22 protein-coding genes are annotated in these 24,808 nt (G+C 70.2%); 13 read left to right on the top strand and 9 right to left on the bottom strand.

The window, feature by feature from the left end:
- The first annotated feature begins 23 nt into the window (after nt 1-23).
- Genes ABZV34_RS19790 through ABZV34_RS19780 form a run of 3 tightly spaced genes read left to right on the top strand, consistent with a single transcriptional unit; the run spans nt 24 to nt 2,586 of the window.
- Nucleotides 24-1,634 (top strand): AlkA N-terminal domain-containing protein, encoded by a 1,611-nt coding sequence (locus ABZV34_RS19790; RefSeq protein ID WP_356277922.1) that lies wholly within the window; start codon nt 24-26, stop codon nt 1,632-1,634.
- A 31-nt stretch (nt 1,635-1,665) separates the two neighbouring features.
- Entirely contained in the window at nt 1,666-2,148 is a 483-nt protein-coding gene (locus ABZV34_RS19785) for a methylated-DNA--[protein]-cysteine S-methyltransferase (RefSeq protein ID WP_356277919.1), read from the top strand.
- A gap of 27 nt (nt 2,149-2,175) precedes the next feature.
- The gene (locus ABZV34_RS19780) at nt 2,176-2,586 is read left to right on the top strand and encodes a hypothetical protein (RefSeq protein WP_356277916.1); all 411 of its coding nucleotides are present in this window, start codon (nt 2,176-2,178) and stop codon (nt 2,584-2,586) included.
- A 31-nt stretch (nt 2,587-2,617) separates the two neighbouring features.
- On the opposite strand, the gene ABZV34_RS19775 is transcribed toward ABZV34_RS19780, so the two are convergent.
- Nucleotides 2,618-3,352 (bottom strand): Sir2 family NAD-dependent protein deacetylase, encoded by a 735-nt coding sequence (locus ABZV34_RS19775; RefSeq protein ID WP_356277914.1) that lies wholly within the window; start codon nt 3,350-3,352, stop codon nt 2,618-2,620.
- Between the two features lie 647 nt (nt 3,353-3,999).
- On the opposite strand from ABZV34_RS19775, the gene ABZV34_RS19770 reads away from it, so the two are divergent.
- The gene (locus ABZV34_RS19770) at nt 4,000-5,109 is read left to right on the top strand and encodes an acyltransferase (RefSeq protein ID WP_356277911.1); all 1,110 of its coding nucleotides are present in this window, start codon (nt 4,000-4,002) and stop codon (nt 5,107-5,109) included.
- 525 nt (nt 5,110-5,634) lie between these two features.
- Here the strand turns inward: ABZV34_RS19770 and ABZV34_RS19765 are convergent.
- Complete coding sequence (locus ABZV34_RS19765; protein ID WP_356277908.1) at nt 5,635-6,258, bottom strand: hypothetical protein; 624 nt, start codon at nt 6,256-6,258, stop codon at nt 5,635-5,637.
- A 1,049-nt stretch (nt 6,259-7,307) separates the two neighbouring features.
- Here ABZV34_RS19765 and ABZV34_RS19760 point away from each other — a divergent pair.
- Entirely contained in the window at nt 7,308-8,033 is a 726-nt protein-coding gene (locus ABZV34_RS19760; RefSeq protein WP_356277905.1) for a DUF4839 domain-containing protein, read from the top strand.
- 339 nt (nt 8,034-8,372) lie between these two features.
- On the opposite strand, the gene ABZV34_RS19755 is transcribed toward ABZV34_RS19760, so the two are convergent.
- Both ABZV34_RS19755 and ABZV34_RS19750 read right to left on the bottom strand, forming a co-directional pair.
- The gene (locus ABZV34_RS19755) at nt 8,373-8,642 is read right to left on the bottom strand and encodes a hypothetical protein (protein ID WP_356277902.1); all 270 of its coding nucleotides are present in this window, start codon (nt 8,640-8,642) and stop codon (nt 8,373-8,375) included.
- 38 nt (nt 8,643-8,680) lie between these two features.
- Nucleotides 8,681-9,133: a hypothetical protein gene (locus ABZV34_RS19750; protein ID WP_356277900.1), complete on the bottom strand. Its 453-nt coding sequence runs from the start codon at nt 9,131-9,133 to the stop codon at nt 8,681-8,683.
- A gap of 342 nt (nt 9,134-9,475) precedes the next feature.
- Here ABZV34_RS19750 and ABZV34_RS19745 point away from each other — a divergent pair, with 342 nt between their 5' ends.
- Both ABZV34_RS19745 and ABZV34_RS19740 read left to right on the top strand, forming a co-directional pair.
- Complete coding sequence (locus ABZV34_RS19745) at nt 9,476-10,375, top strand: phosphotransferase (RefSeq protein WP_356277898.1); 900 nt, start codon at nt 9,476-9,478, stop codon at nt 10,373-10,375.
- A gap of 757 nt (nt 10,376-11,132) precedes the next feature.
- On the top strand, nt 11,133-13,292 hold the full coding sequence (locus ABZV34_RS19740) for a DUF1996 domain-containing protein (RefSeq protein WP_356277895.1): 2,160 nt from the start codon (nt 11,133-11,135) through the stop codon (nt 13,290-13,292).
- 301 nt (nt 13,293-13,593) lie between these two features.
- On the opposite strand, the gene ABZV34_RS19735 is transcribed toward ABZV34_RS19740, so the two are convergent.
- Entirely contained in the window at nt 13,594-14,085 is a 492-nt protein-coding gene (locus ABZV34_RS19735) for an NUDIX hydrolase (RefSeq protein WP_356277892.1), read from the bottom strand.
- A gap of 57 nt (nt 14,086-14,142) precedes the next feature.
- Nucleotides 14,143-15,246, bottom strand: a complete 1,104-nt coding sequence (locus ABZV34_RS19730; RefSeq protein ID WP_356277889.1) for an ADP-ribosylglycohydrolase family protein — start codon at nt 15,244-15,246, stop codon at nt 14,143-14,145.
- A 199-nt stretch (nt 15,247-15,445) separates the two neighbouring features.
- On the opposite strand from ABZV34_RS19730, the gene ABZV34_RS19725 reads away from it, so the two are divergent.
- Nucleotides 15,446-16,564, top strand: a complete 1,119-nt coding sequence (locus tag ABZV34_RS19725) for a glycerate kinase (protein WP_356278005.1) — start codon at nt 15,446-15,448, stop codon at nt 16,562-16,564.
- A 230-nt stretch (nt 16,565-16,794) separates the two neighbouring features.
- On the opposite strand, the gene ABZV34_RS19720 is transcribed toward ABZV34_RS19725, so the two are convergent.
- Nucleotides 16,795-18,018, bottom strand: a complete 1,224-nt coding sequence (locus ABZV34_RS19720; RefSeq protein WP_356277887.1) for a helix-turn-helix domain-containing protein — start codon at nt 18,016-18,018, stop codon at nt 16,795-16,797.
- A 245-nt stretch (nt 18,019-18,263) separates the two neighbouring features.
- Between ABZV34_RS19720 and ABZV34_RS19715 the strand changes: the two genes are divergently transcribed.
- The 5 genes from ABZV34_RS19715 (at nt 18,264) to ABZV34_RS19695 (ending at nt 23,211) form a co-directional block, all read left to right on the top strand.
- Complete coding sequence (locus ABZV34_RS19715; RefSeq protein WP_356277884.1) at nt 18,264-19,070, top strand: ABC transporter ATP-binding protein; 807 nt, start codon at nt 18,264-18,266, stop codon at nt 19,068-19,070.
- Between the two features lie 86 nt (nt 19,071-19,156).
- Nucleotides 19,157-19,927, top strand: coding sequence for an ABC transporter ATP-binding protein (locus ABZV34_RS19710; protein WP_356278002.1), 771 nt, complete (start codon nt 19,157-19,159; stop codon nt 19,925-19,927).
- Nucleotides 19,924-20,814 (top strand): branched-chain amino acid ABC transporter permease, encoded by an 891-nt coding sequence (locus tag ABZV34_RS19705; RefSeq protein WP_356277881.1) that lies wholly within the window; start codon nt 19,924-19,926, stop codon nt 20,812-20,814. Before ABZV34_RS19710 ends, ABZV34_RS19705 begins: the two co-directional genes overlap by 4 nt.
- Nucleotides 20,815-20,875: 61 nt before the next feature.
- Nucleotides 20,876-21,928 carry a branched-chain amino acid ABC transporter permease gene (locus ABZV34_RS19700; protein ID WP_356277999.1) on the top strand — a complete coding sequence of 351 codons (1,053 nt, stop codon included), beginning with the start codon at nt 20,876-20,878 and terminating at the stop codon, nt 21,926-21,928.
- Nucleotides 21,925-23,211: an ABC transporter substrate-binding protein gene (locus ABZV34_RS19695; RefSeq protein WP_356277879.1), complete on the top strand. Its 1,287-nt coding sequence runs from the start codon at nt 21,925-21,927 to the stop codon at nt 23,209-23,211. Before ABZV34_RS19700 ends, ABZV34_RS19695 begins: the two co-directional genes overlap by 4 nt.
- Before the next feature lie 67 nt (nt 23,212-23,278).
- Here ABZV34_RS19695 and pssA read toward each other — a convergent pair whose 3' ends face one another.
- Together pssA and ABZV34_RS19685 are read right to left on the bottom strand one after the other, a co-directional pair.
- Nucleotides 23,279-24,097: a CDP-diacylglycerol--serine O-phosphatidyltransferase gene (gene pssA / locus ABZV34_RS19690; protein ID WP_356277996.1), complete on the bottom strand. Its 819-nt coding sequence runs from the start codon at nt 24,095-24,097 to the stop codon at nt 23,279-23,281.
- Nucleotides 24,098-24,119: 22 nt separating this feature from the next.
- Nucleotides 24,120-24,776, bottom strand: a complete 657-nt coding sequence (locus ABZV34_RS19685) for a phosphatidylserine decarboxylase (protein ID WP_168530910.1) — start codon at nt 24,774-24,776, stop codon at nt 24,120-24,122.
- Nucleotides 24,777-24,808 lie beyond the last annotated feature (32 nt).

The following is a 24,808-nucleotide window of genomic DNA, read 5'->3' as shown; positions in this document are numbered from 1 at the left end:
CGCCCGTGCCCGATCCTGGAGATATGCGGAACGGGATGCACACCGACACCGAGCGCTGCGTACGCGCCGTCCGGTCGAAGGACGCGCGCTTCGACGGCTGGTTCTTCACAGCGGTCCTGACCACCCGGATCTACTGTCGTCCCAGCTGCCCGGTCGTGCCGCCGAAGCCGGAGAACATGACGTTCCACCCGAGCGCGGCGGCCTGCCAGCAGGCCGGGTTCCGGGCCTGCAAGCGCTGCCGCCCGGACACCAGCCCCGGCTCGCCCGAGTGGAACCAGCGCGCCGACCTGGTGGCCCGTGCGATGCGTCTGATCGGCGACGGGGTCGTGGACCGTGAGGGCGTCCCCGGCCTGGCCGGCCGGCTCGGCTACAGCACTCGCCAGATAGAGCGGCAACTGCTGGCCGAGCTGGGCGCGGGGCCGCTCGCACTCGCCAGGGCCCAGCGCGCCCAGACAGCGCGGCTGCTCATCGAGACCACCCCGCTCCCGATGACGGAGATCGCCTTCGCGGCCGGGTTCTCCTCGATCCGCACCTTCAACGACACCGTGCGCGAGGTCTTCGCCCTCTCACCGAGCGAACTGCGCGAACGCCTCCCGAGGAAACGGGCGGCGGCCGTCGCGAGGGCGAACCGGGGAGCGACGGCGGGCGGAGTGGCCGAGGCGGGGACGTCCTGGGGGACTGGGGCAGAGATGGGCGGGGGGAGCAGGGCAGGGATGGGCGGGGGGAGCACAGCGGGGACGGCCGCACCGGCCGTACTGTGCCTGCGACTGCCCTTCCGCGCCCCTCTCAACCCCGACAACCTGTTCGGCCACCTCGCGGCGACGGCCGTGCCCGGGGTCGAGGAGTGGCGCGACGGCGCCTACCGGCGCACCCTGCGACTGCCCTACGGCCACGGCATCGTCGCGCTCACCCCGCACGCCGACCACATCGGCTGCCGTCTCACCCTCAGCGACCTGCGCGACCTGACCGTCGCCATCAGCCGCTGCCGCCGCATGCTCGACCTGGACGCCGACCCGGTCGCCGTGGACGACCAGTTGCGCACCGACCCGCTGCTCGCCCCGCTCGTCGACAAGGCGCCGGGGCGCCGGGTGCCGCGCACGGTGGACGAGGCCGAGTTCGCCGTACGGGCCGTACTCGGCCAGCAGGTCTCCACGGCCGCCGCGCGTACCCACGCCGCCCGTCTGGTCATCGCGCACGGCGAGCCGGTCGAGGATGCCGAGGGCGGCCTCACCCATCTCTTCCCTTCCCCCGACGCGCTGGCCGCGCTGGACCCCGAATCCCTCGCCATGCCGCGCACCCGCCGCACCACGTTCACCACGCTGGTGCGCCAACTGGCGGACGGCACACTTCACTTGGGGGTGGAGAGCGACTGGGCGCAGGCACGGGCCCGGCTCCTCGCCCTCCCCGGCTTCGGCCCCTGGACGGTCGACGTCATCGCGATGCGCGCCCTCGGCGACCCCGACGCGTTCCTGCCCACCGATCTCGGAGTCCGGCGTGCCGCACGGGAGTTGGGCCTGCCCTCCACTCCCGCCGCCCTCACCGCCCGCGCGGCGGCATGGCGCCCGTGGCGGGCGTACGCGGTCCAGTACCTGTGGGCGACGGACAGCCACCCGATCAACTTCCTTCCCGTATGAGCCCGTCCCGGGCCCGCACCAAGGACACCCAGTGAAACGACACACGGTCACCGACAGCCCCTACGGTCCTCTCACCCTCGTCGCCGACGACGGGCTCCTGTGCGGCCTCTACATGGTCGGACAGCGCCACCGCCCGCCCGAGGAGGACTTCGGCGAGCGTGACGACACCCTCCTGGCCGAGCCGAAGCGTCAGCTGGCGGCCTATTTCGCGGGCGATCTGAAGGAGTTCGACCTGCCGATGCGCCTCGCCGGCACGCCCTTCCAGCGCAGCGTCTGGGACCAACTGACCAGGATCCCCTACGGCGAGATCCGCTCGTACGGGGAACTCGCCGACGCCCTCGGCAACCCCAAGGCCTCCCGCGCGGTGGGCCTCGCCAACGGCAGGAACCCGGTCGGCATCATCGTGCCCTGTCACCGTGTGGTCGGCGCCGACGGAAGCCTCACGGGCTACGGCGGCGGCCTGGACCGCAAGCGGAGCCTGCTGGACTTCGAGCGGGGCTCCGCCCTGTTCTGACCCGTTCCGGCGCGGAGAGAATGAACCATGAGGTTCCTGAAGCGGGCGAGCTCCCGGGCGAGGCAGGCCGACGAGACTCCGGTCGACGACGAGGTATCCGCCCGTGGCGGCTACCTGATCAGAGCCGAGGCGGAGGCACCCGCGATGATCCTCACGGAGCCGATCCGGAGCATGCGCTCGGAGGAGTTCCCGGTCTCCGACCCTTCTTCGCCAGCGCTGAAGGCAGGGGTGCACTGCCTCCTCGGCGGCCCGGGGCAGCCGACCTGTGAGGTGGTGCAGGTCTCGGCGGCCGAACCCCGGCGCATTCGGCGAGGCATGTCCGGCACCCTCGCCTCCCCTCATCCGGCGGGCACGGTGGTCACCTTGGTCACCACCGAACGCATCGACGACTGGTCGCGGTGGAAGGGGGAGGACGGCGCGGGGCGAGGGAACCCGTGAGACCGGGGCGAGGCGAAACTTCCCGCCGTGATCAGCCGCTCTCCGCGCCGAGCCGACGCAGCAGCGCCGGCAGCGCGACACCGATCGGTTCCCGTACGACCTCCTCGGCGCGGTCGTCGTACGGCGTCGGTTGGGCGTTGACGACGACGAGCCGGACGCCGTGGTCGGCGGCGACCCCCGCGAGGCCGGCGGCGGGTTGGACCTGGAGGCTGCTGCCGACGGCGATGAACACCTGGCAGGCCTTGGCGATGGCGGCGGCCTGGCCGAGGACGACGGGGTCGAGGCGTTCGCCGAACATCACGGTCGCTGGCTTGAGGATCCCGCCGCACGTGAGACAGGCCGGGTCGCCCTCACCGGCGTCGACGCGTGCGAGGGCGTCTTCCATGGGCGTCTTCGCGTGGCACCCGGTGCACACCACTGTCCTTGCGGTGCCGTGCAGTTCGAGGACCTTGCGTGCGGGCATTCCGGCGAGCTGGTGGAGTCCGTCGACGTTCTGGGTGATGACCCGCACCGGTACCCCGGATCGCTCCAACTCGGCCACCGACCGGTGCGCGGCGTTGGGCTCGGCCCGGAGCGCGCCGCTCTCGCGCCGCATCTGCCACGCCCGGCGCCTGATCTCCGGATCACCCATGTAGTACTCGTACGTGACGAGCTTCTCGGCCTCGGGATCCTTCCGCCACAGCCCGTTGGGCCCGCGATAATCGGGGATCCCGGAATCGGTGGAGATGCCTGCCCCACTGAGGATGGCGACGAGTGGCCTGTTCATGGACATGAAGGTACGGCGCTCGCCTGCACGGAGCGACCCGATATCCGGGCACGGGCGATGGGGCTGGTTCTGCTGCCTCGCCGGGATCCGCATCGACTCGTCCACCGCTTGGGGGGCGGGTTCACAGACTGCAAGGGCCACTCCGCGGGTCATGGAATCGCACCTGTCCCCTTGGGCTCCCGTCCGAGGGTGGCCGGACGGCTGCCGTGGCAACACGACCGGCATCCTCTGACATGTTCCTTCGTGTTCAGTCCTGTTGATGCCGTCGGGGGTAACTCAACCGGCCTGCTGTGCAGATGCGCCCCATCATTCGCACGGATAACGGATAGGCGGGAGGGGCTACTTGATGAAGATGAAGGTGCGGGTCCCGCGTGGAAGACGAGGATCCGTCGACTTGGCCGCTGAACTCCTCGGCCAGATCCCACGTACCAGTCTCTGCGAACAGCACCGTGCCGACCGGCGCGGGGGCCTGCCGCAGGATGCATCCCCAGCGGCCGCCGACGTGCCGGCGGGATGCAACGAGCGATGCCACGAGAAAGGGTTCGACGATTTTAGCGGATACGAGTCGCCCGGTCAGCAGCACTCATGACTTAGCCGCCCCAGCCGGCCCGGAGGAGAAGCCGGGCGGAACGCATGCCCATCGGCAAGTGCACGGCCTGGATGGTCTCCGCGGCTTGGCGGCACTGTATGTGGTGCTGTTCCACTGCTGGCTGTACACCTTCCCGGGGTATCCCGACAGTTCGGCGCCTCCATGGCTGGACGGGCTCATGTACGGGCGCCTTGCCGTCGTCTTCTTTCTGGTGCTGTCCGGCTTCTCCCTGGCCATCTCCCCGGCGCGTCACGGTTGGCGCTCAGGCGGCGTCGCCCCATTCCTGCGCCGACGCGCCTGGCGAATCCTGCCTCCCTATTGGGCAGCGCTGGCTATGAGCCTGATCATTTCCACTTTCCTGGTGCCGGCTTCTCACCACGGGCCACCCAGCGGTACGTCGATCCTGGTGTACGGCCTCGTAGCTCAAGACATGTTCACCGCCCCCACACCAAACGGCGCATTCTGGTCCATCGGGGTCGAGGCCGAACTCTATCTCCTCTTTCCCCTTGTCCTGTTGCTCCGACGGCGCTTGAGCGCGGTGGCCCTGGTCGCCTGTGTGACCCTCCCGGTGATTGCCGGTGGCCTGATGGCGGCCGGCGCATCCCCGGTGGAGGGCGACAACTGGCTTGCCCCGCATCTCGCTCCTGTTTTTGCCGCAGGCGTAGGAGGCGCAGGGATCGTCATTGCGTCGGACAGAATTCAACGCCTGCCATGGGGATGGTTCGCCATGCTGGCCGCCTTGCCAGTCCTGACTCTCGGCATCATCCAGGGTTCCGCGTGGACGGTGGACCACTACTTCTGGGTAGATCTCGCCATCGCTCCCGCCATGGCGATGCTGCTTGCCGCGGTAGCCACCGGCAAACCCGCCCTACTCGTACGCCTCCTGACCACACGCCCCATTCGCAGCCTCGGCAGCTTCTCCTACAGCCTCTACCTGATCCACTTACCCATCGTCATGGTGGTAATCCGCCGAGTAGCTCCACGTTTCGTATCGCCTGGACTGCCCACATTCTGGATCACGCTTGTGGTGGCTCTGCCTCTCACGATCTTTATCGCGTGGCTGTTCTCCCGAGTTTTCGAGATTCCCTTCAAACGAAACAGATCATGGAAATCGCTGATCGATCGGGAACGTTCCCACTGGATCGGCAGGAGTGCGGGAGCAAGGTGAAGCGATGTGCATCACCTCCCACGCCGGCCGGCCGGGACGATCCGATGCCAAGCTGTCGGCCCCCACGCCGTTTGAGGATTGAGCCCGAGTTGGGCACCGCTCCGTAGCGTCGTTGTCTGCGGCGAGCGTGACAGGTGAGCGGTATCGCTTGTCCGGCCCGGGGCAGTCAGCGACGCCCCGGCTGCGTGCCGTTGAGTGGGTCGTTCGAGTGAGGGACAGGTTCTCCGCCTTGGCTTACGCGCTGGGTCCTGAGGCGACACTGCGGCTGCCGGGCCGGTTCGGGGACTTCCTCCTCGAGTCGAGCAAGTCCGCACTCAACTGCCCGCGTTCTCCGCCACGCCGCCCGTACGGGCCATGGGACAGCCGGCCAAGTCCGCCGGTACTGACGTGGCCGCACACCGCACGTACCCCGACATGGTGTGCCCGCCGGAATATCGACGTGGTGGGGGAAAGTCGCCGGGTGCGGGCCAGCCGGTGAGGGGGCCTGGCGGCGTTCCCGCGCTGTGAGAGCCGTGCTGCGCGACGTCAGTCGAAGGGCACGACCAGGCGAACGCCTTCATCCCCGAAGCGGCCGCTCATAGCCCTCATCACAGCGAAGACATGTGGCCAGTGCGTCTCAAGACCCAGGACAGCGCCAACGGTCAACGGTTCGTACGTACAGACCATCTCGCCGGTAGTCCACTCCACGCGTTCTGCCGCACCCCGCACGCCCGCGGGTGGTACGCCCACCACGGACAGAACGTCCGACGGCCACGGATCGTCCACGAACTGTCGATACCGCACCGATGGCAGCGATCTCGTGTGCCAGGTCAGTCGGCCCGTGCGGAGATTGGGAACGGCCGTGTGATCGATCGACGCAAGCTCCACCCAGCTGACCCAGCTCGCGCCGTCCAGATCGCCCGTTGCGACCAAGGGGCCCAACTGCGAACGCATCCCGCTCGACAGGTCATCGGGAAGTCCACGGCCCGGGGCAAGCGGTTGAAAGCCCGCGTAGTTACGCACTCCGAAGAGACAAGCGAAGGCGGCGTAGTCGGTCTCGTCATACAGCGGCCAAAGATCCATGGCCGTCACCCACGGCTCGCCGTCGTAGTAGTCGGTACCGGCGCCGGGATGGCGAAACTCGATCCCGCCATGGATATCCGTACTCACGACGTCGCACCCTAACAGCGTTCATCCGCGCGGACTTGAGCATTGTTGGTCAGTAGCGGAGGCGGGCCGTGTCCCCGTAGATACGCAAGATGCAGTCTCTGAAGCAGGTCAGAGGCGCACCTCCGCCCTGAGGGTGCAGGGTCAGCCCAAGTCCCATGAGGGGGCGGATGGCCTCCGCATTCCTCCTCCCGTCGGGGTCAGGTCCTTGTACGGCCGCCCACGCCTCGAACAGCGCCCGGCAGGTCGTCTCCCATCCCGGTCCGGGCACGAAGTGGCACAGGAACGTGGGCTGATCGACCCCGTATTCGCGAAGCTCACCCACCCGAACGTCGCCACGCATGAGCCACCACGTCCTCATCCTGAACCTCCCCCGGTCCCTACCACGCAAGCACGCTATCCTCCGGGACCTCCTACGCGGCAACGCACTCGAGGCGGATTCCACTCGCCTGGTTGTCTCGCACATGGTCGGCCTGGCGGGCGACGAACCGGGCGCCATGGCCCGCGAGTCGGCCCTCAACTCGACCAGCGAGGCGTGCAATCACCACAGCCTGCCTCTGGGCATCGTCCGACCGTTGGTCGCCGCAATGCCGACGATGGAGCCGGAGCTCGGCGCTCATGCCCTCTACATCTTCGGCGTGAAGCACGATCCCCAGGCCCTTCCATTGATCGAGCCCCTTCCTCAGTCATCCCGACACGGACGTGCGAGAGGAAGCCGAACACGCGGCAGCCGAGACCACCGCAGGCTGACGGTGGGCGGTCTCGGGGGAGACGCGAGACAAGATGGGCGAGGCCACCAAGGAGGATCGTCGTCGAGGTCTCGTGGCTGTCGGTGACAGCCCATCAAGGACCGGTACGGACTGCACCGGTTGGGTGGCAAGCGCAGGATCGACCTGTCCGGCGCCGCGACCAGCACGCAGTTGTATGCGGCCTGACCAGCCTGCCGGCCTCCGACCAAGTGCTCCGTGATCCGGATCGAGCACACGCGACGAGTCCCATATGCTCGCGAGGCAGCTGGTATGAACAGTTCATTTTTTTGGGGGCGAAGCCGTATGGCTGACGAGATCAGGTACGAGTACAAGACCGTGCGGACCGTTCGCGGCACCGACAGGTTGGTGATCTCGAAGATGCAGAAGGACGGCTGGGAACTCGTGGAGGAGGCCCAGGGCACTCTTCGCTCCACCCTCGGCTTCCGTCGGCCGAAGAAACCGCAGCCGTGGCTACTGATCGGCGCGGCGGCGGCCGTCCCAGTGGTTCTGGCCGCCGTCATCGGCGTTGCCTCGGCAGTCAGCGGCGGAGGCGATAAGGAAGGCAAATCGAACAAGTCGACGGCCATGGCGAGCGAGAAGCATTCCCCTACCCCGACTCCGACCGCAGCCGAGTCGGCTGCCACTGAAACGATCACCCCCCAGAACAACCCGGAGTTCGCGGAGCTGCTGAAGGCGGACTACTGCGACGACGCGAACCTGAACTTCGCAACCAAGCACAAGGGCGAAACGCTCGCGTTCAACGGTTCGATCGTGAACATGGCACACCATGGTGACTACGACACCCGCTACGACATCCTCCTGGGCCCGGGCAACAAGGGACCGAACACGACGGTCGGCCCGGCCTTCAAGTACGAGGACGTCAACATTGCTGACCTGAAACTGACTGGCAAGAAGATCCCCGCCACGATCGGCGAAGGTGACCAGTTCCGCTTCGTCGCCCAAGTGCGCGAGTTCAACGCCGACTCGTGCCTCTTCTTCCTCGACCCCGTCTCGACGGAAGTCCGGTAGCCGGATCGGCAGCCGATTCATCAACCCCGGCCAGCAGCGCCCGTTGAACCACAGGTCGTGACCACTCCTCGCTCGTCGTGGTCCGGATGAGGCACCGGACGGCCCGACTTACGGTTACGCAAAAGGCTGTGAGCGCGACTTGGCATGAGTCATCAGGGTGCACGCATGGCCCTTTCCATGGGGGACGACGTCCCGAACCCGCAGGTTGCCCCTGATTCCATCGGCGTCAGCGAGGGATGCCTGCGGCATCCAGGTATTCGTGCATCACTTCCGCGGGGAGGCTCGGGTTGGCGAGGGCGCTGGGGGAGGTGTAGGCCCAGCCCCGCCTCTCCCTGCCGCTCACATGGCCAGCGGGTCGACCGGCGGCCAGGGGTAGCCCAGTTGCCCGGCATCATGCGAACCTCCCCAGACCTCGGCGGTGGCACGGGGATCGCCTGCGGTCAGCAGCGCTTCAAGGCGCGCGGCCTGCTCCGACGGGTCGTCCGCGGAGATCGGGAGGGTCATCCCGAACTGGAGCCAGGGCAGATCCACATCGGTCCGGTCACGGGGGTGCGTCAGGACGACGTCGATTCGATCGGGTTCCTTGCGGGAGGCCCAGACACCTTCCAACTCGCAGTCCCACCTGCCCAGCCAGTCCCCGCGTCCCCTCAGCCCGGCCTCAACAGCCGCGCCACCGCTCCTGCCGGCCACTCCCAACTGCGGTCCTCTCCGGCTCGCAGGACCTCGGCCTCGTACTGACCCGCGGTGAAGCGAAGCTCCGGCAGGTCGAGGTCCTGATTGGCCACGTCGCGCCAGCCCGCCCAGACAACATGACCCCCGTTACGCGTGACCGTCATGTACAGCGCGCCACAGCACACCTCGACGCCGCACCCGGACCAAGCGAGACGAACCTCGTGGGGCGTCGCCGTGGCATGCAACGGCCCATCCTGGCCCAGCAGATACCTGGGGCCTACTCCCAGGTACCAGGGGCCACTGACCACACCGGGGACCACCTCGGCGAGAAGATCCCGGCCATTGACGATCGGGCGGACCTCCACCACACCCTCGTCGGGCGGAGGGCATGCGATGTTCAGACCCAGCAGGTCCGGTCTCGTGGTCATCGGCCAAGGATCGCGGAGGTGGCTCGCAACTGTCATGTGAATTCGCGTGGCCTCCGCTCGGCCGGGGAATTGCGTGATCGTCCGCACAAAGCGCGCTGAAACCGACGAGCAACCCGCCGAAGCCTGCCCCGGGGCGTCATCGTCGGCCCAGCCCCAGCGCGAGACCCCCGCTCCCAAAAAGGGCTCTGTGAGGGCGGTTTGACATGGATCATCGAGCCGCGTTCACAGCCACTCCTCCATGCCTGGCGGGAGGCCATCCACGCGCTTGCGGGCCTGGTCGGCGGCCGCGCGGTCGCCCGATGAGCACGTCGGCCGCATCCGGGCGATTGCTAAGGTCGGGACATGACCAGTCGCGGCCGCGACCGCGTCGGGGACGTCCGCGGCGTCGTGGTTGCGCACATGCCCGACTATCAGATCGAGTCCGTCGTACCGCTGGGCGAAGGCCTGGACAACCTGGTGTACGAGGTCAACGGTGAGCTGGTCGTGCGCTTCAGCAAGGAGCCCGACCTGGCACGGCGGAGCGCCCTGGTGGGCCACGAGGCCCGCGTGCTCGCTGCCGTCGCCGACATCTCGCCGCTCCCCGTCCCCGAACCGGCGTTCACGGTCGCGGAGCAGGGATGCCTGGCCTACCGCAAGCTCCCCGGCGCGCCATTGCTGGACATGTCGCGGCACCGGCGATCGGCCCACGGCACGTCGATCGCCGCCACGCTCGGCGAGCTGCTCACCGCGCTGCACGCTGTTCCGATCGACCGGCTGGTCGATCTGGTGGACGTGGACCACCAGCCGCTGGCCGAGTGGCGACAGGAGGCCACGGAGATCTACGTGACGGTAGCCGGGCAGGTACCGGCGGCGCACCGCCGACCCATCGAGGCGTTCTTGGACGCCGCACCACCGCACGAGGGATGCACCCCGAGGTTCTCCCACAACGATCTGGGGATCGAACACGTTCTCGTCGACCCGGGCACGTGGAGAGTGACCGGCATCATCGACTGGAGCGATGCAGCCGTCGTCGACCCGGCCTACGACTTCGGGCTGCTCTACCGCGATCTCGGCCCCGCCGCCACCCGCGCCGCCATCAGCGGCTATCGAACCGACGCCGACGACCTCGCGGCTCTCGGCGAGCGTGCCGTGTTCTACGCCAGGTGCAGTGTCTTCGAGGACCTCGCACACGGCATCGAGACGGAACAAGGCAAATACGTCGACAAGAGCCTCGCCGCGATGGATTGGCTGTTTCCGCCGTAGCCGCCTTGTCCCGACCGGAACGCCGTGAGGAGCTTGGCGAGGGACGCAGCGGTCCGGCGGTACGAAGGGGTGACCGATTCGACCGAGGTCGCACGTCTCGTGAACGAGGGGTTCGTGCCGCTCATGCGCAAGGTCTCCGGATCGTGGCCTACTGATGGCCTACTGGTCGCCTGCAAGGCTGTGCCGGCCCGCGGCGCCGACGTACGTGGTCGTCCTTCGCAGTGTTGATCCCGTGGGCCTTCCTCCCCGAGCCGCCTGACTCACCAGGCGGGCAACGGGTGACGAGCCTCTGTCCCGAGGAAGCGCATCATGCCGATCACCTGAGGATGCCGGACCTCACGTGAGGTACAACTACCCGTGAATCGGGGCGCCTTGCGCGTGATCACGCCTGCCTGTCCGGCGAGGGCGAACCACCGGCCGCCCGGAGCCCGTTACAGACAGGTGCATCCGGCACGGTGGACAACAGTGGTACAGCGCCGGCCGACGGTAACGGTCCTCCGGCCGGAGCGGAGAGCGGTCCGGCCGGAGGTGACAGCGTCGCTCTTCGCCTGCGTCGACCTGGGACTTCGCCCAACCGTGGCCGGAGCCGCTAGGGTGCGCCGGAGCGAGGGTCGCGGGGCCGCGAGGCCGTGATCCGTCGGTCAACGCGTATGAGGCCGCTGTGAATTCCTGAGGCACTTGAACGCACCCGGGCCCCTCTACGTATGGCATGGGGGATTTCCATGCCGGGCCTGTTACGAGGCGTAGGAGTACACACGTGAGACGGAACACGCGCAGACGCCCCACAGGGGCACGGCGTGCGACATTTGCCGCAGCCGCGCTGATATTGGGCGGAGGAGGGCTGGTGGCGGTGAACGTATACGCGTCAGCCACCGAGAGCTGGGGCGGTGCGTCCGGGCAGCAGAACGAGACCAAGGCGGCGGGAGCCGCCACGATCGACTGCCCGGACGTGGGCAGCAAGCTCACAGAGGTGCCGGAGGCGGCGAAGGCGGAGGTCGACAAGCAACTCGCCCTCCTCGACCAGCAGATCTCCGAGGCGTACGCACGCCTCGCCTCGGCGGAGCAGGCCCAGAAGCAGGACCCGAGCTTCGTGCAGAACGCGGTCCTCGGCCCGCTGAAGGAGAAGCGGGGCGCGGTCATCGACCGCATCAAGATCGATTTCAAGAACGCGGGCGCCGAGGCCCCGAGCATGCTCGACGGTGTCGCCACCTGCACCGCGGTCCCCGCCACTCCGGCCCAGAACAACACCGGTGACCAGAACGGTGACGGCCAGCAGCAGGGCGACAACGGCGGCCAGCAGCAGAACGGCAACGGCCAGCAGAACAACGGCCAGCAGGGCGGCGGCACCGCGCCCGTGAGCGGGCCCGTCGCCGCGGACTTCGTGGACATCACGACGGTCCAGCCGAACGTGCAGCAGAAGCCGGGCAACAGCGGCGGCGCCTCGACGGGTACGTTCACGACCACGTGCGGGGTGAACGCCAACAAGAAGTTCAACACCGACAACGTGATCGTCGCCCCCGGTGTCGCCAACGGCGCCCACCACCTGCACGACTACGTCGGCAACCAGTCGAACGACGCGTTCGCCAGCAACGACGACCTCGCGGGGGGCGACACCACCTGCAAGAACCAGGGTGACAAGTCCACCTACTACTGGCCGGTGCTCCGTGTGCAGGACGGCACGCAGGAGTTCGACGCCGACCGCAACGGCGGCGGTCTGGAAGGCAACATCGGCAAGGTCCTCCAGGCCAAGCAGGCGCAGATCGAGTTCGTGGGCTCTCCGCAGAGCAAGGTCGTCGAGATGCCGACCTTCCTGCGCATCATCACCGGCGACGCGAAGGCGTTCGTCAACGGCCCCGCGAACGCCAACGCGCACTGGAGCTGCACCGGGTTCGAGGACAAGGTGCAGTTGACGGACAAGTACCCGATCTGCCCCCAAGGCAGCAGCGTGATACGGAAGTTCGCCTTCCAGAGCTGCTGGGACGGGCAGAACATCGACAGCGCCAACCACCGCACGCACGTGGCCTTCGCCGACGCGAACGGCAACTGCGCGGGCGGATTCAAGGCGATTCCGCAGCTGACGATGCGGCTGGTCTACGACGTTCCGCAGCCGACCATCGACAACGGCCAGGTGAAGAACCCGTACGCCGTGGACGGGTTCCCCGAGCAGCTGCACAAGGCCATCACCGACCACGACGACTTCATCAACGTCTTCGACGCGTCCCTGATGCGCGACATGGTGGACTGCATCAACACCGGCAAGCAGTGCGTCGACGGTGCCGGTAACGGTGGCGGCGACAACGGCAACGGTGGCGCCGGTGGCAACGGTGGTGACAACGGCAACGCCAACGGTGGTGCCGGTGGCAACGGCGGTAACGGCGGCGGTGACAACGGCAACGCCAACGGTGGCGCCGGCGGCAACGGTGGTGACAACGGCAACGCCAACGGCGGCAACGCAGGCAACGGCGGCAACGCCGGCGGTGGTTCCGACGAGCCGACGAAGGAAGCCCCGACCCCGAGTGCCGACCCCACCTCCGGCGGAGACGCCGGGGCCGACCCCGGTACCCCCGCGGCGACGCAGCGGCCGAAGCCCCCGGCCACCACGCGCGGTGCCGAACCGGAGGGCAGCGACCAGGGCGGCGTCGTACCCAAGGCGGACACGACGACCCCGGCCGCCGGGAACGACGCGCCCGCTGGGACCCAGGACGGCGCGGCCGACACCGGTCAGACGCCGGCCACGAGCGGGGACGCCCCGTCCGCGCAGGTGTCGTCGCAGGCCCAGGCACAGACCGAACCGCAGACGGTCGCGAGCGGCGACCTGGCCGAGACCGGCACGAACCTGTGGCCGGCCGCGGGCGGCGGCGTGCTCGTGATCGCGGGTCTGGTGCTCCTGCGCCGGATCAGGCGCGGCACCGTGTGACATCGCCCCCAGGGTGACCGATGAGACGACGCCCGTACCCGCGAACCAGCGGGTACGGGCGTCGTCCCCTTCCTGGGCGTACATCTCGCCGCCCGGCGCCACCCAGGCCCGCCCCAGCACCCGCCGCACCGACGGAAGCGGCCCCGACGAAAGCGGCCCCGACCCCGTCGGTCCGGCCGTGGTCGACGGGTCCGACGGCGTCGGGCGCCTGATCCGCCTGGCCTCGGTCCGGCCCGCGCGTACCGCCGGCCGGACCGGACCGACGGATCTGGCGGAACGGGCGGAACGGGCGGAACGGGCGTCAGCCCACCCGGTGGCCGTTCTCGAGCTCCGCCGTTCCCGAGCCCTCGGACAGGACGTCGAGCGCGACCAGCACCCGGCGGCCGAGTGAGCCCGGCAGATGATGGGCGAGTTCCTCGCGCGGCACCAGCCGCCACGACAGCAACTCCTCCTCCTGCAGCCGGATCGCCTTGAGCTGTCGCTCGTCGAGGACTCCACCGTCGTACAGATAGGCGACCAGCGGGGGGCGCCCGGCCCCGTGCACCCAGTCGACCGCGAGCAGCCGGCCCGGGTCGATGTCGAGGCCGATCTCCTCGGCGGTCTCGCGGCGGGCACCCTGCCGTGGGGTCTCCCCGTCGTCCGACTCGACGGTGCCGCCCGGAAGGGCCCAGCCTTCACGGTAGTTGGGCTCGACGAGCAGGATCCGCCCGTCGGCGCCGCGGAAGAGCACGGCGGCACCGGCGAGGACACGGGGCAGCCCCGCGATGTACGTGGCGAAGTCCGGGGTGGTCATCCACGAAGCGTAACGAGCCCGCGCGCCGGCCCGGGACCGCCGCCGGCTCGGCTCCGTTCAGCCCGAGGCCGAGGCCGAGGTTCCGGCCTCCGCGAGCGTGACCGTGCGTGCCGCCAGTTCACTGATCCGTACGCCGTCGAAGCCGAAGACCGCGCTGCGTACCGTGTCCTCCAAGGGGTCCTTCCACTGCGCGGGAACTGCCTCGGCCCCGCACAGGACCCCGGCGACCGAGCCCGCCGTCGCCCCGTTCGAGTCGGTGTCCAGGCCGCCGCGGACGGTGAGCGTGATGGTGCGGGTGAAGTCGCCGTCGCCGTACAGGAGCCCGGCCGTGAGGACGGCGGCGTTCGGGATCGCATGGATCCAGCCGAGCCCGGAGGTCTCCTCGGACACCGTGCTCAGCGTGTCCTCCCAGGTCATCCGGGTCTCGTGGAGCGTGAGCACCCGGCGCACGGTGCGGGCGAGGCGGCTGCCGGCGGGGATGACGGTCAGCGCCGTGTCGAGCGCGTGGCGCACCGTGGGCGCGGTGAAAGCGGCGGAGACCAGCGCCGCCGCCCACATGGCGCCGTACACGCCGTTGCCGGTGTGGGACAGCACGGCGTCCCTGCGCGCCAGGGAGGCCGCGCGGCGCGGCAGCCCCGGACAGGTCCACCCGTAGATGTCGGCGCGGATCAGGGCGCCGATCCACTCCTGGTACGGGTTGTCGTAGGTGGCGGTGAGGGGCGGCTTGAGGCCGGCCGCGAGGTTGCGGTACGCCGCTCGCTCCGCGGTGAAGGTCTGCAGATAGGGCAGGCGCAGCAGCCACAGGTCGCCGACCTGCTCGGTGCTGAAGCCGAAGCCGTGTGTCTCCAGCAGGTCGAGGCCGAGGATCGCGTAGTCGACGTCGTCGTCCCGGCAACTGCCGTGGATACGGCCGCGTACGCACTGCCGCCACTCGGGCCGCAGCGCGAACTCGTCGCGGTCGCCCTCGCCGTCGTCGCTGTCGGCGGGCCCGGGAAGGTAGTCGGTGAGCGGCAGGGCGGCGGCCCGTCGCAGATAGCGGTCGATGCGGTCCCGCGTCCAGTGGTCGCCCTGCTCGACCGGCTTGCCGAGCATGTTGCCCGCGATCCGGCCCAGCCAGCCCCCGAGGACGCGGTCCGCGAGCTCAGTGCCCACAGGGGTCATGGTTCCGGTCTACCCGATTCCGGCCGCCGCCGTGCGGTGTTCCGCGGGCCGGTCGCAGTATGACGGCAGGGTCGTCCTCCGGTTAAGGTCGCAGCGGCGCGACTGCCTCGACGTGTGCGAGGCCGGAAAGCAAGGGGATTGCAAGGTGGCGGACTCTGCCGAGAAGACGACACGCGCGGGCGACCGGCGTGATCCGCGGGTGCTGATCGCCGCGGACAAGTTCAAGGGCTCGCTGACCGCCGTCGAGGTCGCGGAGCGGGTGACGGCCGGGCTGCGCCGGGTGGCGCCGGCCGCCGTGGTCGAGTCGCTGCCGGTGGCCGACGGCGGCGACGGCACCGTCGACGCGGCGGTCGCGGCCGGTTTCGAGCGCCGGGAGGTACGGGTCGCCGGGCCCCTGGGGGACGAGGTCACGGCCGCCTTCGCGCTGCGGGGCGACACCGCCGTCGTGGAGATGGCGGAGGCCAGCGGGCTGCAGCGGCTGCCCGCCGGGACCTTCGCGCCGCTCACCGCGTCGACGTACGGCTCCGGGGAACTGCTGCGCGCCGCCCTGGACGCGGGAGCGCGCACGATCGTGTTCGGTGTCGGCGGCAGCGCCACGACGGACGGTGGCGCGGGCATGCTGTCCGCGCTGGGAGCGCGCTTCCTCGACGCCGAAGGCGAACGGGTGCCGCCCGGCGGTGCGGCGCTCGGCGACGTGGTGACCGCGGACCTGTCCGGCCTGGACGCCCGGCTCTCCACGGTCGATCTCGTCCTCGCCAGCGACGTGGACAACCCTCTGACGGGTCCCAAGGGCGCCCCGGCCGTGTACGGCCCCCAGAAGGGCGCGAGCCCCGACGACGTGGTGGTCCTGGACACCGCGCTCACCCACTTCACCGCCGTCCTGGAGAAGGCGATCGGTTCGCGGGCCGCGGAGTACGCGGCCGCGCCCGGTGCCGGAGCGGCGGGCGGCATCGGGTACGGAGCGCTCGTCGTGGGCGCGCGTTTCCGTCCCGGCATCGAGGTCATGCTCGACGTCCTCGGCTTCGCCCCGGCTCTCGAGCGGGCCGACCTCGTCATCACCGGTGAGGGCTCGCTCGACGAGCAGACCCTGCACGGGAAGGCCCCGGCGGGCGTCGCGGCGGCCGCGCGTGCGGCGGGCAAGGAGGTCGTCGCGGTCTGCGGACGGCTCGCCCTGCCTCCGGAGGCGCTCGGGCGGGCCGGCATCCGGCGGGCGTACCCGCTCACCGACGTCGAGCCCGACATCGCGAAGTGCATCGCGGACGCGGGTCCGATCCTGGAGCGTGTCGCGGAGAACATCGGACGCGACTTCCTCCTCTGAGCCGTCAGGAGTCCGCTGAGCCGCCAGGAGTCCTCTGCGCCGTCGGGAGTCAGCCAGGGAGGCGGGGAGTCTTCCCGGCTGACGCCCGCCCCCGTGTCCGCGGGAGCCGCACCCGCCGCCCTGCCCCACCCCCCACACCCGCGCAGCCGACACCCGGCGGCCCAGGTGACTCGGCCGCCCGTTCGACCTCGGCCGCCCCTGCCGCACCCGCCCCCCTGCCGGAGGCCCCCTCACCCCGCCGGGGTCCCGCCCGCCGACAACCGGTACGCGTCCAGGGCCAGGGTCATCTCGATCAGGTCGCGGGGCCGGGCCAAGGAGCGTGACGTGAGTTGTTCCAGGCGTCGCAGCCGGTTGAAGACCGTGTTGCGGTGGCAGTACAGACGCCCCGCGGCCCGCCCGGCGGAGCCCTCGCACAGCAGCCACACGTCGAGGGTCTCCAGCAGCACCGCCCGGTCGGCGGGCTCCAGCTCCAGCAGCGCCCCGAACACGTCCGCCACCAGCCGCCCGGCCAGCTCCGGCTGACTCACCACCAGCGCGGTCGGCATCCGCTGGTCGAGCCGTACGACCTCCGTCGAGTCCGGCGTACAGGTGCGCAACGCCAGCTCGGCCAGCCTCCGCGCGCGCCCGAGTTCTCCGAGGCCCGCCACCACCGGACTGATGCCGCCCGGCCCCGAGCACCGGCCGTGGAGCAGCCGAACCACGCGGTCCAGGTCCCGGTCGGCGCCGAGCGCCACCACGCCGATCTCGCAGTCCGCCCGCATCCGCCAGATGAAGCGCAGCCCCCCGCTCTGCACCGGCCGGGGGACCGCCTCCCGTAAGTCCCGGCGCTCCGGGCGCAGGACCACCACGGCGTACGGTCCCTGTTCGGGCAGGTCGAGCCCCGCCGCGGCCCGCGCCGCGAGGCCGGGTGCCTCCTGCCCCTCCAGCAGGGCGTCGAGCAGCGCCTGCAACTGTTCGTCCGTGCGCCGCCGCAGCTCCCGCTCGGTGGTCCGGTATGCCTCGGACGCGGCGACCGTCTGGGCGTCCACGGCCGACCACACCATCGTCGCCGAACGCATCAGCACCGCCAGCCGCTCCGGCTCCCGGCCCACCGGGCCCTCCGGGCCTTCCAGGAGCGCGTCCCACACGAGATAGCCCGCGGCGCGGTAGGCGTGCACGAGCAGTTCCAGCGGCAGCCCCTGCTGGGCCCGTCGGCGGCCCGCCTGCTCGGCGTGCTCCAGATCACGGCGCGGCGAGGCCCGTGGCGCCGAGATCGTCTCGATGCCGATGCGCATGGCCGTCTCCGCCTCCCGCCACTGCTGGTCCTGCGGCAGCACCTGCGCGTAGACGGGCGAGTACTCGGCGAGCTGTCGCAGGTGCTGGTCGACGAGCTCGGGCAGTCGTTCCAGCAGAGCCCCGCAGGACTCCGCGAGCAGTTTCCAGTCATGACCGGTCCGCGGTCTGCGCCCTCCCATGGGCGGAGGATGCCATCCCCGCACCGCCCCGCACAGGCCCCTGACACGCAGTGTTGTGCGCGCGCACAACGGTCGGCCACGACCTCTGGGCACCCGCCGCGATTCGCCCGCCTCCCGTGGACGGACACTCCCCGCCGGTGCTGAGGTGAGCGCCACACCGAGCGAGGACAACCGAGCGAGGGCAAAGGACCGGGCAAGGACAACCGGGCAAGGACAAAGGACCCAGCAAGGACAAGGGAGGTGTCATGGGCGGTTCCGCTCTGCTCGTACGGAACCTGTCGGTCGGATACGGACCCGTGCGCGCGCTGCGCCAGGTGTCGCTGGACGTGCCGGAAGGTGCCGTGGTCACGGTCCTGGGCGGCAACGGCGCGGGCAAGTCGACGCTGCTGCGTGCTGTGTGCCGGACCCTCTCCTTCCACGCGGGGGCGGTGACCGGAGGGTCCGTCAGCCTGGGCGGCCGCCCACTCGACCGGCTGCCGCCGGACCGGGTGGTCGCCGCCGGAGTGTCCCAAGTGCCGGAGGGCAGGCGGGTGTTCGCCCGGATGACGGTCGCCGACAACCTGCGGGCCGGAGCGCTCGGCGCCACCGGTGGCCGGGCCGACCGGGCCCGGGCGCTGCGCCGCGTGCACGACCTGTTCCCCGTGCTGGCCGAGCGCGCCCAGCAGCGCGCAGGACTGCTGTCCGGCGGCGAGCAGCAGATGCTCGCGGTCGGACGGGCGCTGATGGGCGCCCCGAAGGTGCTCCTCCTCGACGAGCCCTCGCTCGGACTCGCCCCGCTGATGGCCGCCCGGATCGCCGACACCGTACGGGAGATCAACGCGCAGGGCACCTCCGTCCTCCTCGTCGAGCAGAACGCCGCTCTCGCCCTCCGGCTCGCCACCCACGCCTATGTCCTGGAGGTCGGCGAGGTCACCCTCTCGGGCCCCGCCGCCGAGCTGGCCGCCTCCGACGAGGTGCGCCGCCGCTATCTGGGCGTGGTGGACGAGGACGCCGCCGCCGACGCGTCACGCGCGCGCGGCGCGCTGCCGGCCCTGCCGCGCTGGAAGGGGTGAGCGCCTTCGTGGAGAGACCCGAGACCGTGCCAACCGCCGTCGAAGCGCCCGGACTTGCCGGGGACTCCGCCGTCCCCCCGCTCCACATAAGCGAGTTGACGGTCCGGTTCGCCGGGCTGACGGCCCTGGACGCGGTGAGCCTCACCGTGCGCCCCGGCACCGTGCACGCTCTCATCGGGCCCAACGGCGCCGGGAAGTCGACCTGTTTCAACGTCCTGTCCGGTGTCTACCGGCCGGCTTCCGGAAGCGTCCGCTTCGGCGAGCACGAACTGACCGGTCTGCCTCCGCACCGCATCGCGGCCCTCGGCGTCGCGCGGATCTTCCAGAACCTCGCCCTGCCGCCCCGCGTCACGGTCGAGGACAGCCTGCTGCTCGGCCGGCACCGGCTGACCCGTACCGGATTCCTCGGCGCGGGGCTGCGGCTGCCCTCCGCCGCCCGCGAGGAGCGCCGGCACCGTGAACGCGTCCGTGAGATCGCCGCGTTCGTCGGTCTGGAGCGGCAGCTCGGGCGGCCGGCCGGCTCGCTCCCGTACGGGCAGCAGAAGCTCGCCGAACTCGCCCGCGCCCTGTGCATGGAGCCACGGCTCCTGCTGCTGGACGAACCCGTCGCGGGCATGACCGCCGACGAGCGGCGCCGTACCGCCGAGGTCGTCGCGGGCGTCCGCGACAGCCTCGGCATCTCGATCGTGCTGGTGGAACACGACATGGGGGTGGTGATGCGGCTCGCGGACGCGGTGACCGTACTCGACTTCGGACGCCGGATCGCCGACGGCGCCCCCGCCGACGTACAGAACGACCCCGCGGTCGTCCGCGCCTATCTGGGCGAACGCCTCGACGCAGAGGAGACCGACCGATGAGCACGTTCGCCGAGCTCCTCCTCAACGGAGTCTCGCTGGGCTCCGTCTACGCCCTGATCGCCCTCGGCTTCGTCGTGATCTTCCGGGCCACCGAGGTCGTCAACTTCGCCCACGCCTCGCTGCTCCTCGCGGGCGGCTACATCACCGCGTCCCTGCACGACGACATCGGCTTCTGGCCCGCGCTGCTCGTCGGCATCGCCGGCGCCGCCCTGGTCGGTGCCGCCGTGGAGTTCCTGGTGATGCGCCGCTATCGCGGCTCCGACCACAGTGTCCTCGCCATCGTCACCATCGGCGTCGACATCCTGCTCACCACCGAACTGACCCGCCGTATCGGCACGAACGTCCTGAGCCCCGGCGATCCGTGGGGAGACGCCGTACTCACCATCGGGCCGGTCTCCCTCGCGCACACCCGGATCGCCGCGTTCGCCGCCGCGGCCCTGCTCATCACGGTCTTCCTGCTGGCCTTCCGCTACACGTCCTGGGGTGTGGCGATGCGCGCGGCGGCCGAGAGCCCCGAGACCGCGGCCCTGATGGGTGTGCGGCTGCGCCGGGTGTCGCTCGGGGCGTGGGCGGTCGCCGGGGGCCTGGCCGCCGTCGCGGCGCTGTTCCTCACCGTCTTCCCGACGCCCGGTCTCGAACGCGCCACCTCCCTCGCCGCGCTCAAGGCGTTCCCCGCGGCGATCCTCGGCGGCCTCGACTCGACGACGGGCGCGCTCGTGGGCGGGCTCCTCGTCGGCATCACCGAGTCCCTCGCCACCGGCTACCAGAGCGATCTCAGCTTCCTCGGGCGCGGTCTCGGAGATCTCGCGCCCTACGTGGTGATGGTCGCGATCCTGCTCATCCGGCCCGCCGGGCTGTTCGGCACGAAGGAGCTCGCCCGTGTCTGAGGTCCTCGCCCGCGAAGAGACGGCCGGTGAGCCGCGGCCCGCGCGCAGGCGCGCCCTCCGGGTGCCGCACGGTCACCTGTACGTCCGGGCCGGATGCGCCGTCCTCCTTCTCGCCCTGCCCTTCTACCTCGAACGTTTCTGGCTCCAGGCGGGCCTGTTCGCGATGGCCGCGGCGATCGGCGCGATCGGCATCAACCTGCTGACCGGCGCGACCGGACAGCTCTCCATGGGCCACGCCTTCTTCCTCGCGGTCGGCGCGTACGGCTACTGCGTGTTCGCCGCCGACGGGAGCGACGGCCTCACCGGTCTGGGACTGCCGACCTGGCTCGCCGCCGTGCTGGCCGTCGGCGTCTCGGGAGTCGCGGGAGGCCTCTTCAGCCCCATCGCCGGCCGGCTGCGCGGGGCCTACCTCGGCATCGCCACCCTCGCCCTGATCTTCATCGGCCAGCACGTGCTGTTCAACGCGCGCGATCTCACCGGGGGCTTCAACGGCCGCGACGTACCGCCGCTGAGCCTGTTCGGCCTCACCTTCGACGACCGCGAGACGGTGATCGCCGACGTTCCCTTCGGCTCCGCCGAGAAGCTCTGGTACGTGGGACTCGTTCTGGTCCTGGCGGGCGCGCTCTTCGCCCGCGGGGTGCTGCGCGGCCGTCCGGGCCGGGCCCTGAACGCGATCCGCGACCACCGGATCGCGGCCGGGGTGATCGGAGTCCCGGTCGCCCGGTTCCGCGCCGGGGTCTTCGTCCTGTCCTCGATGTACGCCGGTCTGGCCGGGGTGCTGCTCGCGCTGATCTTCCAGCGCACGGTGCCCGACTACTTCGGGATCACGCTCTCGCTCGACTATCTCGCCATGATCGTCATCGGCGGCCTCGGTTCGGTCGCCGGGGCGGTGGTCGGGGCGGCCTTCGTCTCCCTGCTGCCCCAGTTGCTGACCCACTACAGCGACGCCCTGCCCCTGGTCTCCGACCCGGGAACCGGCGGCATCGCACCGGGCGAGGCGGCCCGGTACCTGTACGGCGCCGCCGTCGTGGCGGCGGTGCTCTTCCTGCCCGGCGGCCTGGCCAGTGTGGCCGCCCGGCGTCGCGGCAGGCCCAACCCAGGGGAGGAAGGATGACCATGCGCATGGTACGGAGGCCGGGAGCACCCGCGGCGAAGGCGGTCGCGGGCGCGCTCGCGGTGCTGCTCGTGCTGGCCGGGTGCAGTTCCAAGGCCAAGGACGGCAAGGAGAGCGACAAGGAGGCGGCGGGTGGCGTCAAGACCGGCGCGGGTGTCTCCGGAAAGACCATCGCGCTCGGGGTGCTCACCGACATGACGGGGGTCTACGCGACCCTCGGCAAGAGCGTCACGCAGGCCCAGCAGCTCTACGTGAAGCAGACCAACGCCGACGGCGGTGTGTGCGGCTACCACCTGGCGCTCACCGTCCGCGACCACGGTTACGACCCGCAGAAGGCGGTCGCCGGGTACACCGAGCTGGAGCCGAAGGTACTCGGGTTCACGCAGTTCATCGGCTCGCCGTTCGTGGCCGCCGTCAAGCAGCGCGTGGACGGCCGGGACAAGGGTCTGGTGCTGCCCCAGGCCTGGTCGGCCCACCTGCTCGGCAGCCCGTACATCCGGGTCATCGGCTCCACGTACGACATCGAGACGATCAACGCCCTCGACTTCCTGATGAAGGAGAAGGGCCTGAAGAAGGGCGACAAGGTCGGCCATGTGTACTTCGAGGGCGACTACGGCGAGAACGCCCTGGCCGGTTCGAAGTACATGGCGAAGCAGTCCGGGCTCACCATAGTCGAGCAGAAGATCAAGCCGACCGACAACGACATGACCGCCCAGGTCGCCGCCCTGAAGCAGGCCGGCGTCAAGGCGATCGTGATCAGCGCGGGCCCGCGCCAGGCGGCCTCGCTCGTCGGGGTCGCGGCGGCGGGCAGGTTCGACGTGCCGATCATCGGCAACAACTCGGCCTTCGCGCCGCAGCTGCTCGCCACCCAGGCGGGTCCCGCCCTGATGAAGAACTACTACGTCGCCTCGCCCTCGCTGCCCATCGGCGCGGACACCCCGCAGGCCAGGAAGCTCGTCGAGGACTACAAGGCCGCCTACCCGAAGGACTCGCTGGACAACGGTGTGGTGGCCGGCTGGACCGCCGCTCTCGCCTTCGGTGAGGCCCTCAAGAAGGCCTGCGCCGGCAAGGACCTCACCAGGGAGGGCGTCGACAAGGCGCTGCTGACGATCAACGACTTCGACCCGGGCTTCGGGATCACCCAGGACTTCACCGACCCCAAGGCCCCCTCCTCGAAGGAGAGCGTCATCCTGCAGCCCGACAAGAACGCCGTGGGCGGGATGAAGGTCGTCCGGCAGGCCGCCGCCTCGGCCGTGGCCGAGGGCTACACACCGGGCGACTGACCCTGTCCGTTCACGCCGAAGGGCCCCGAACCGACCGGTTCGGGGCCCTTCGCCGTGGTACGGGGTGCTACGGCAGCTGTGCCGCCCGCGCCTCACGCCGGTTGTCGCGGAAGTTGTTCACCCTCCGGGCCGTGGCGAAGAGGGGAATCACCGCACCGAGGACCAGCTGGAGCGCACATCCGGTCTGGAGGAGCAGCTGCCCGCCGGGAGCGTCGAAGGCCCAGGCCGCCAGCATGCCCATGCTCAGGACGATCCAGGAGAGCATCGCCACCGCGAGGCGTCCCCGCGGCTTCGGATACTCGACCCGGCTCACCATGAGCCACGCGGTCCCGATGATCGCCATGAGCGTGGCGACGAAGGGAAGCTCCAGCAGCACGATCGAGACCACCGTCAGCGCGCCGAACGGCGACGGCATGCCCTGGAACGTGCCGTCCTTGACCGTCACGCAGGAGAAGCGCGCCAGTCGCAGCACGACCGCCAGCAGCACCACGATCGCGCCGACCGCGGCCACTCTCTGGTGCGCGTCGTCCGCGACCATGCCGTAGACCAGCACGAAGTAGGCCGGAGCGAGGCCGAAGCTGATCAGGTCCGACAGGTTGTCGAGTTCCGCGCCCATGGGGGAGGAGCGCAGTTTTCTCGCCACCAGGCCGTCGAACAGGTCGAAGACCGCGGCGCAGAGCATCAGGATGACGGCCGTGGCGGCGCTGTGCCGCGCCATGCCCGACTCCTGGCTGCCCGTGAGGTGCGGGATCAGGATGCCGGTGGTGGTGAAGTACACCGCCATGAAGCCGCACGTCGCGTTGCCGAGGGTGAGGGTGTCCGCTATCGAGAGGCGAAGAGAGAGGGGCATCTCCTCGTCGTCGTCCACCTCGTCGGCCTCCGGCACCCAGCCTGCCTGTGTCTCAGGATCAATCACGGTCAATTCGAGTCACCCCAGCCACGGTCTTCTGACCGACTTCCACATCGACCTCGACACCCTCGGGGAGGTAGATGTCGACGCGCGAGCCGAAACGGATCAGGCCGATCCGGTCGCCCTGCTCGACCTTCGTGCCCCGGGGAACATAAGGAACGATACGACGGGCGACCGCGCCGGCGATCTGGATCATCTCGATGTCGCCGAGCTCGGTGTCGAAGTGCCAGACGACGCGCTCGTTGTTCTCGCTCTCCTTGTTGAACGCCGGAACGAACCCACCGGGGATGTGCTCGACCGAGGTCACCGTGCCGGAGAGCGGCGCACGGTTGACATGGACGTTGAGCGGACTCATGAAGATCGCGACGCGGGTACGCCCGTCCTTCCACGGCATGATGCTCTGCACCACACCGTCGGCGGGCGAGATGACGCGGCCCTGGGCGATCTCTCGCTCCGGGTCGCGGAAGAACCACAGCATGCCCGCCGCGAGCGCGGTGGCGGGTACGGCCACGGCCTTCGCGGCGCCGGAGCGGCGCGAGCGGGCCAGGCTGAGTGCTGCGGTGGCAACGGTCGGGAGAAGCCACGGCGATGCTCCGCGCGCAAGGCGTACGCCGACCAGGCTGTCGCGAGGTGCAGAGGTTTGGCTGTGGGGCATGGATGACCTTCGTAGCGGATGATGCCGCGCTG

It is taken from the genome of Streptomyces sp. NPDC005195 (assembly GCF_040608315.1).
In the GTDB taxonomy this organism is placed as follows: domain Bacteria; phylum Actinomycetota; class Actinomycetes; order Streptomycetales; family Streptomycetaceae; genus Streptomyces; species Streptomyces kaempferi.
Note: the sequence above shows the minus strand (reverse complement) of the source record. Positions and strands in the feature narration are given on the sequence as shown.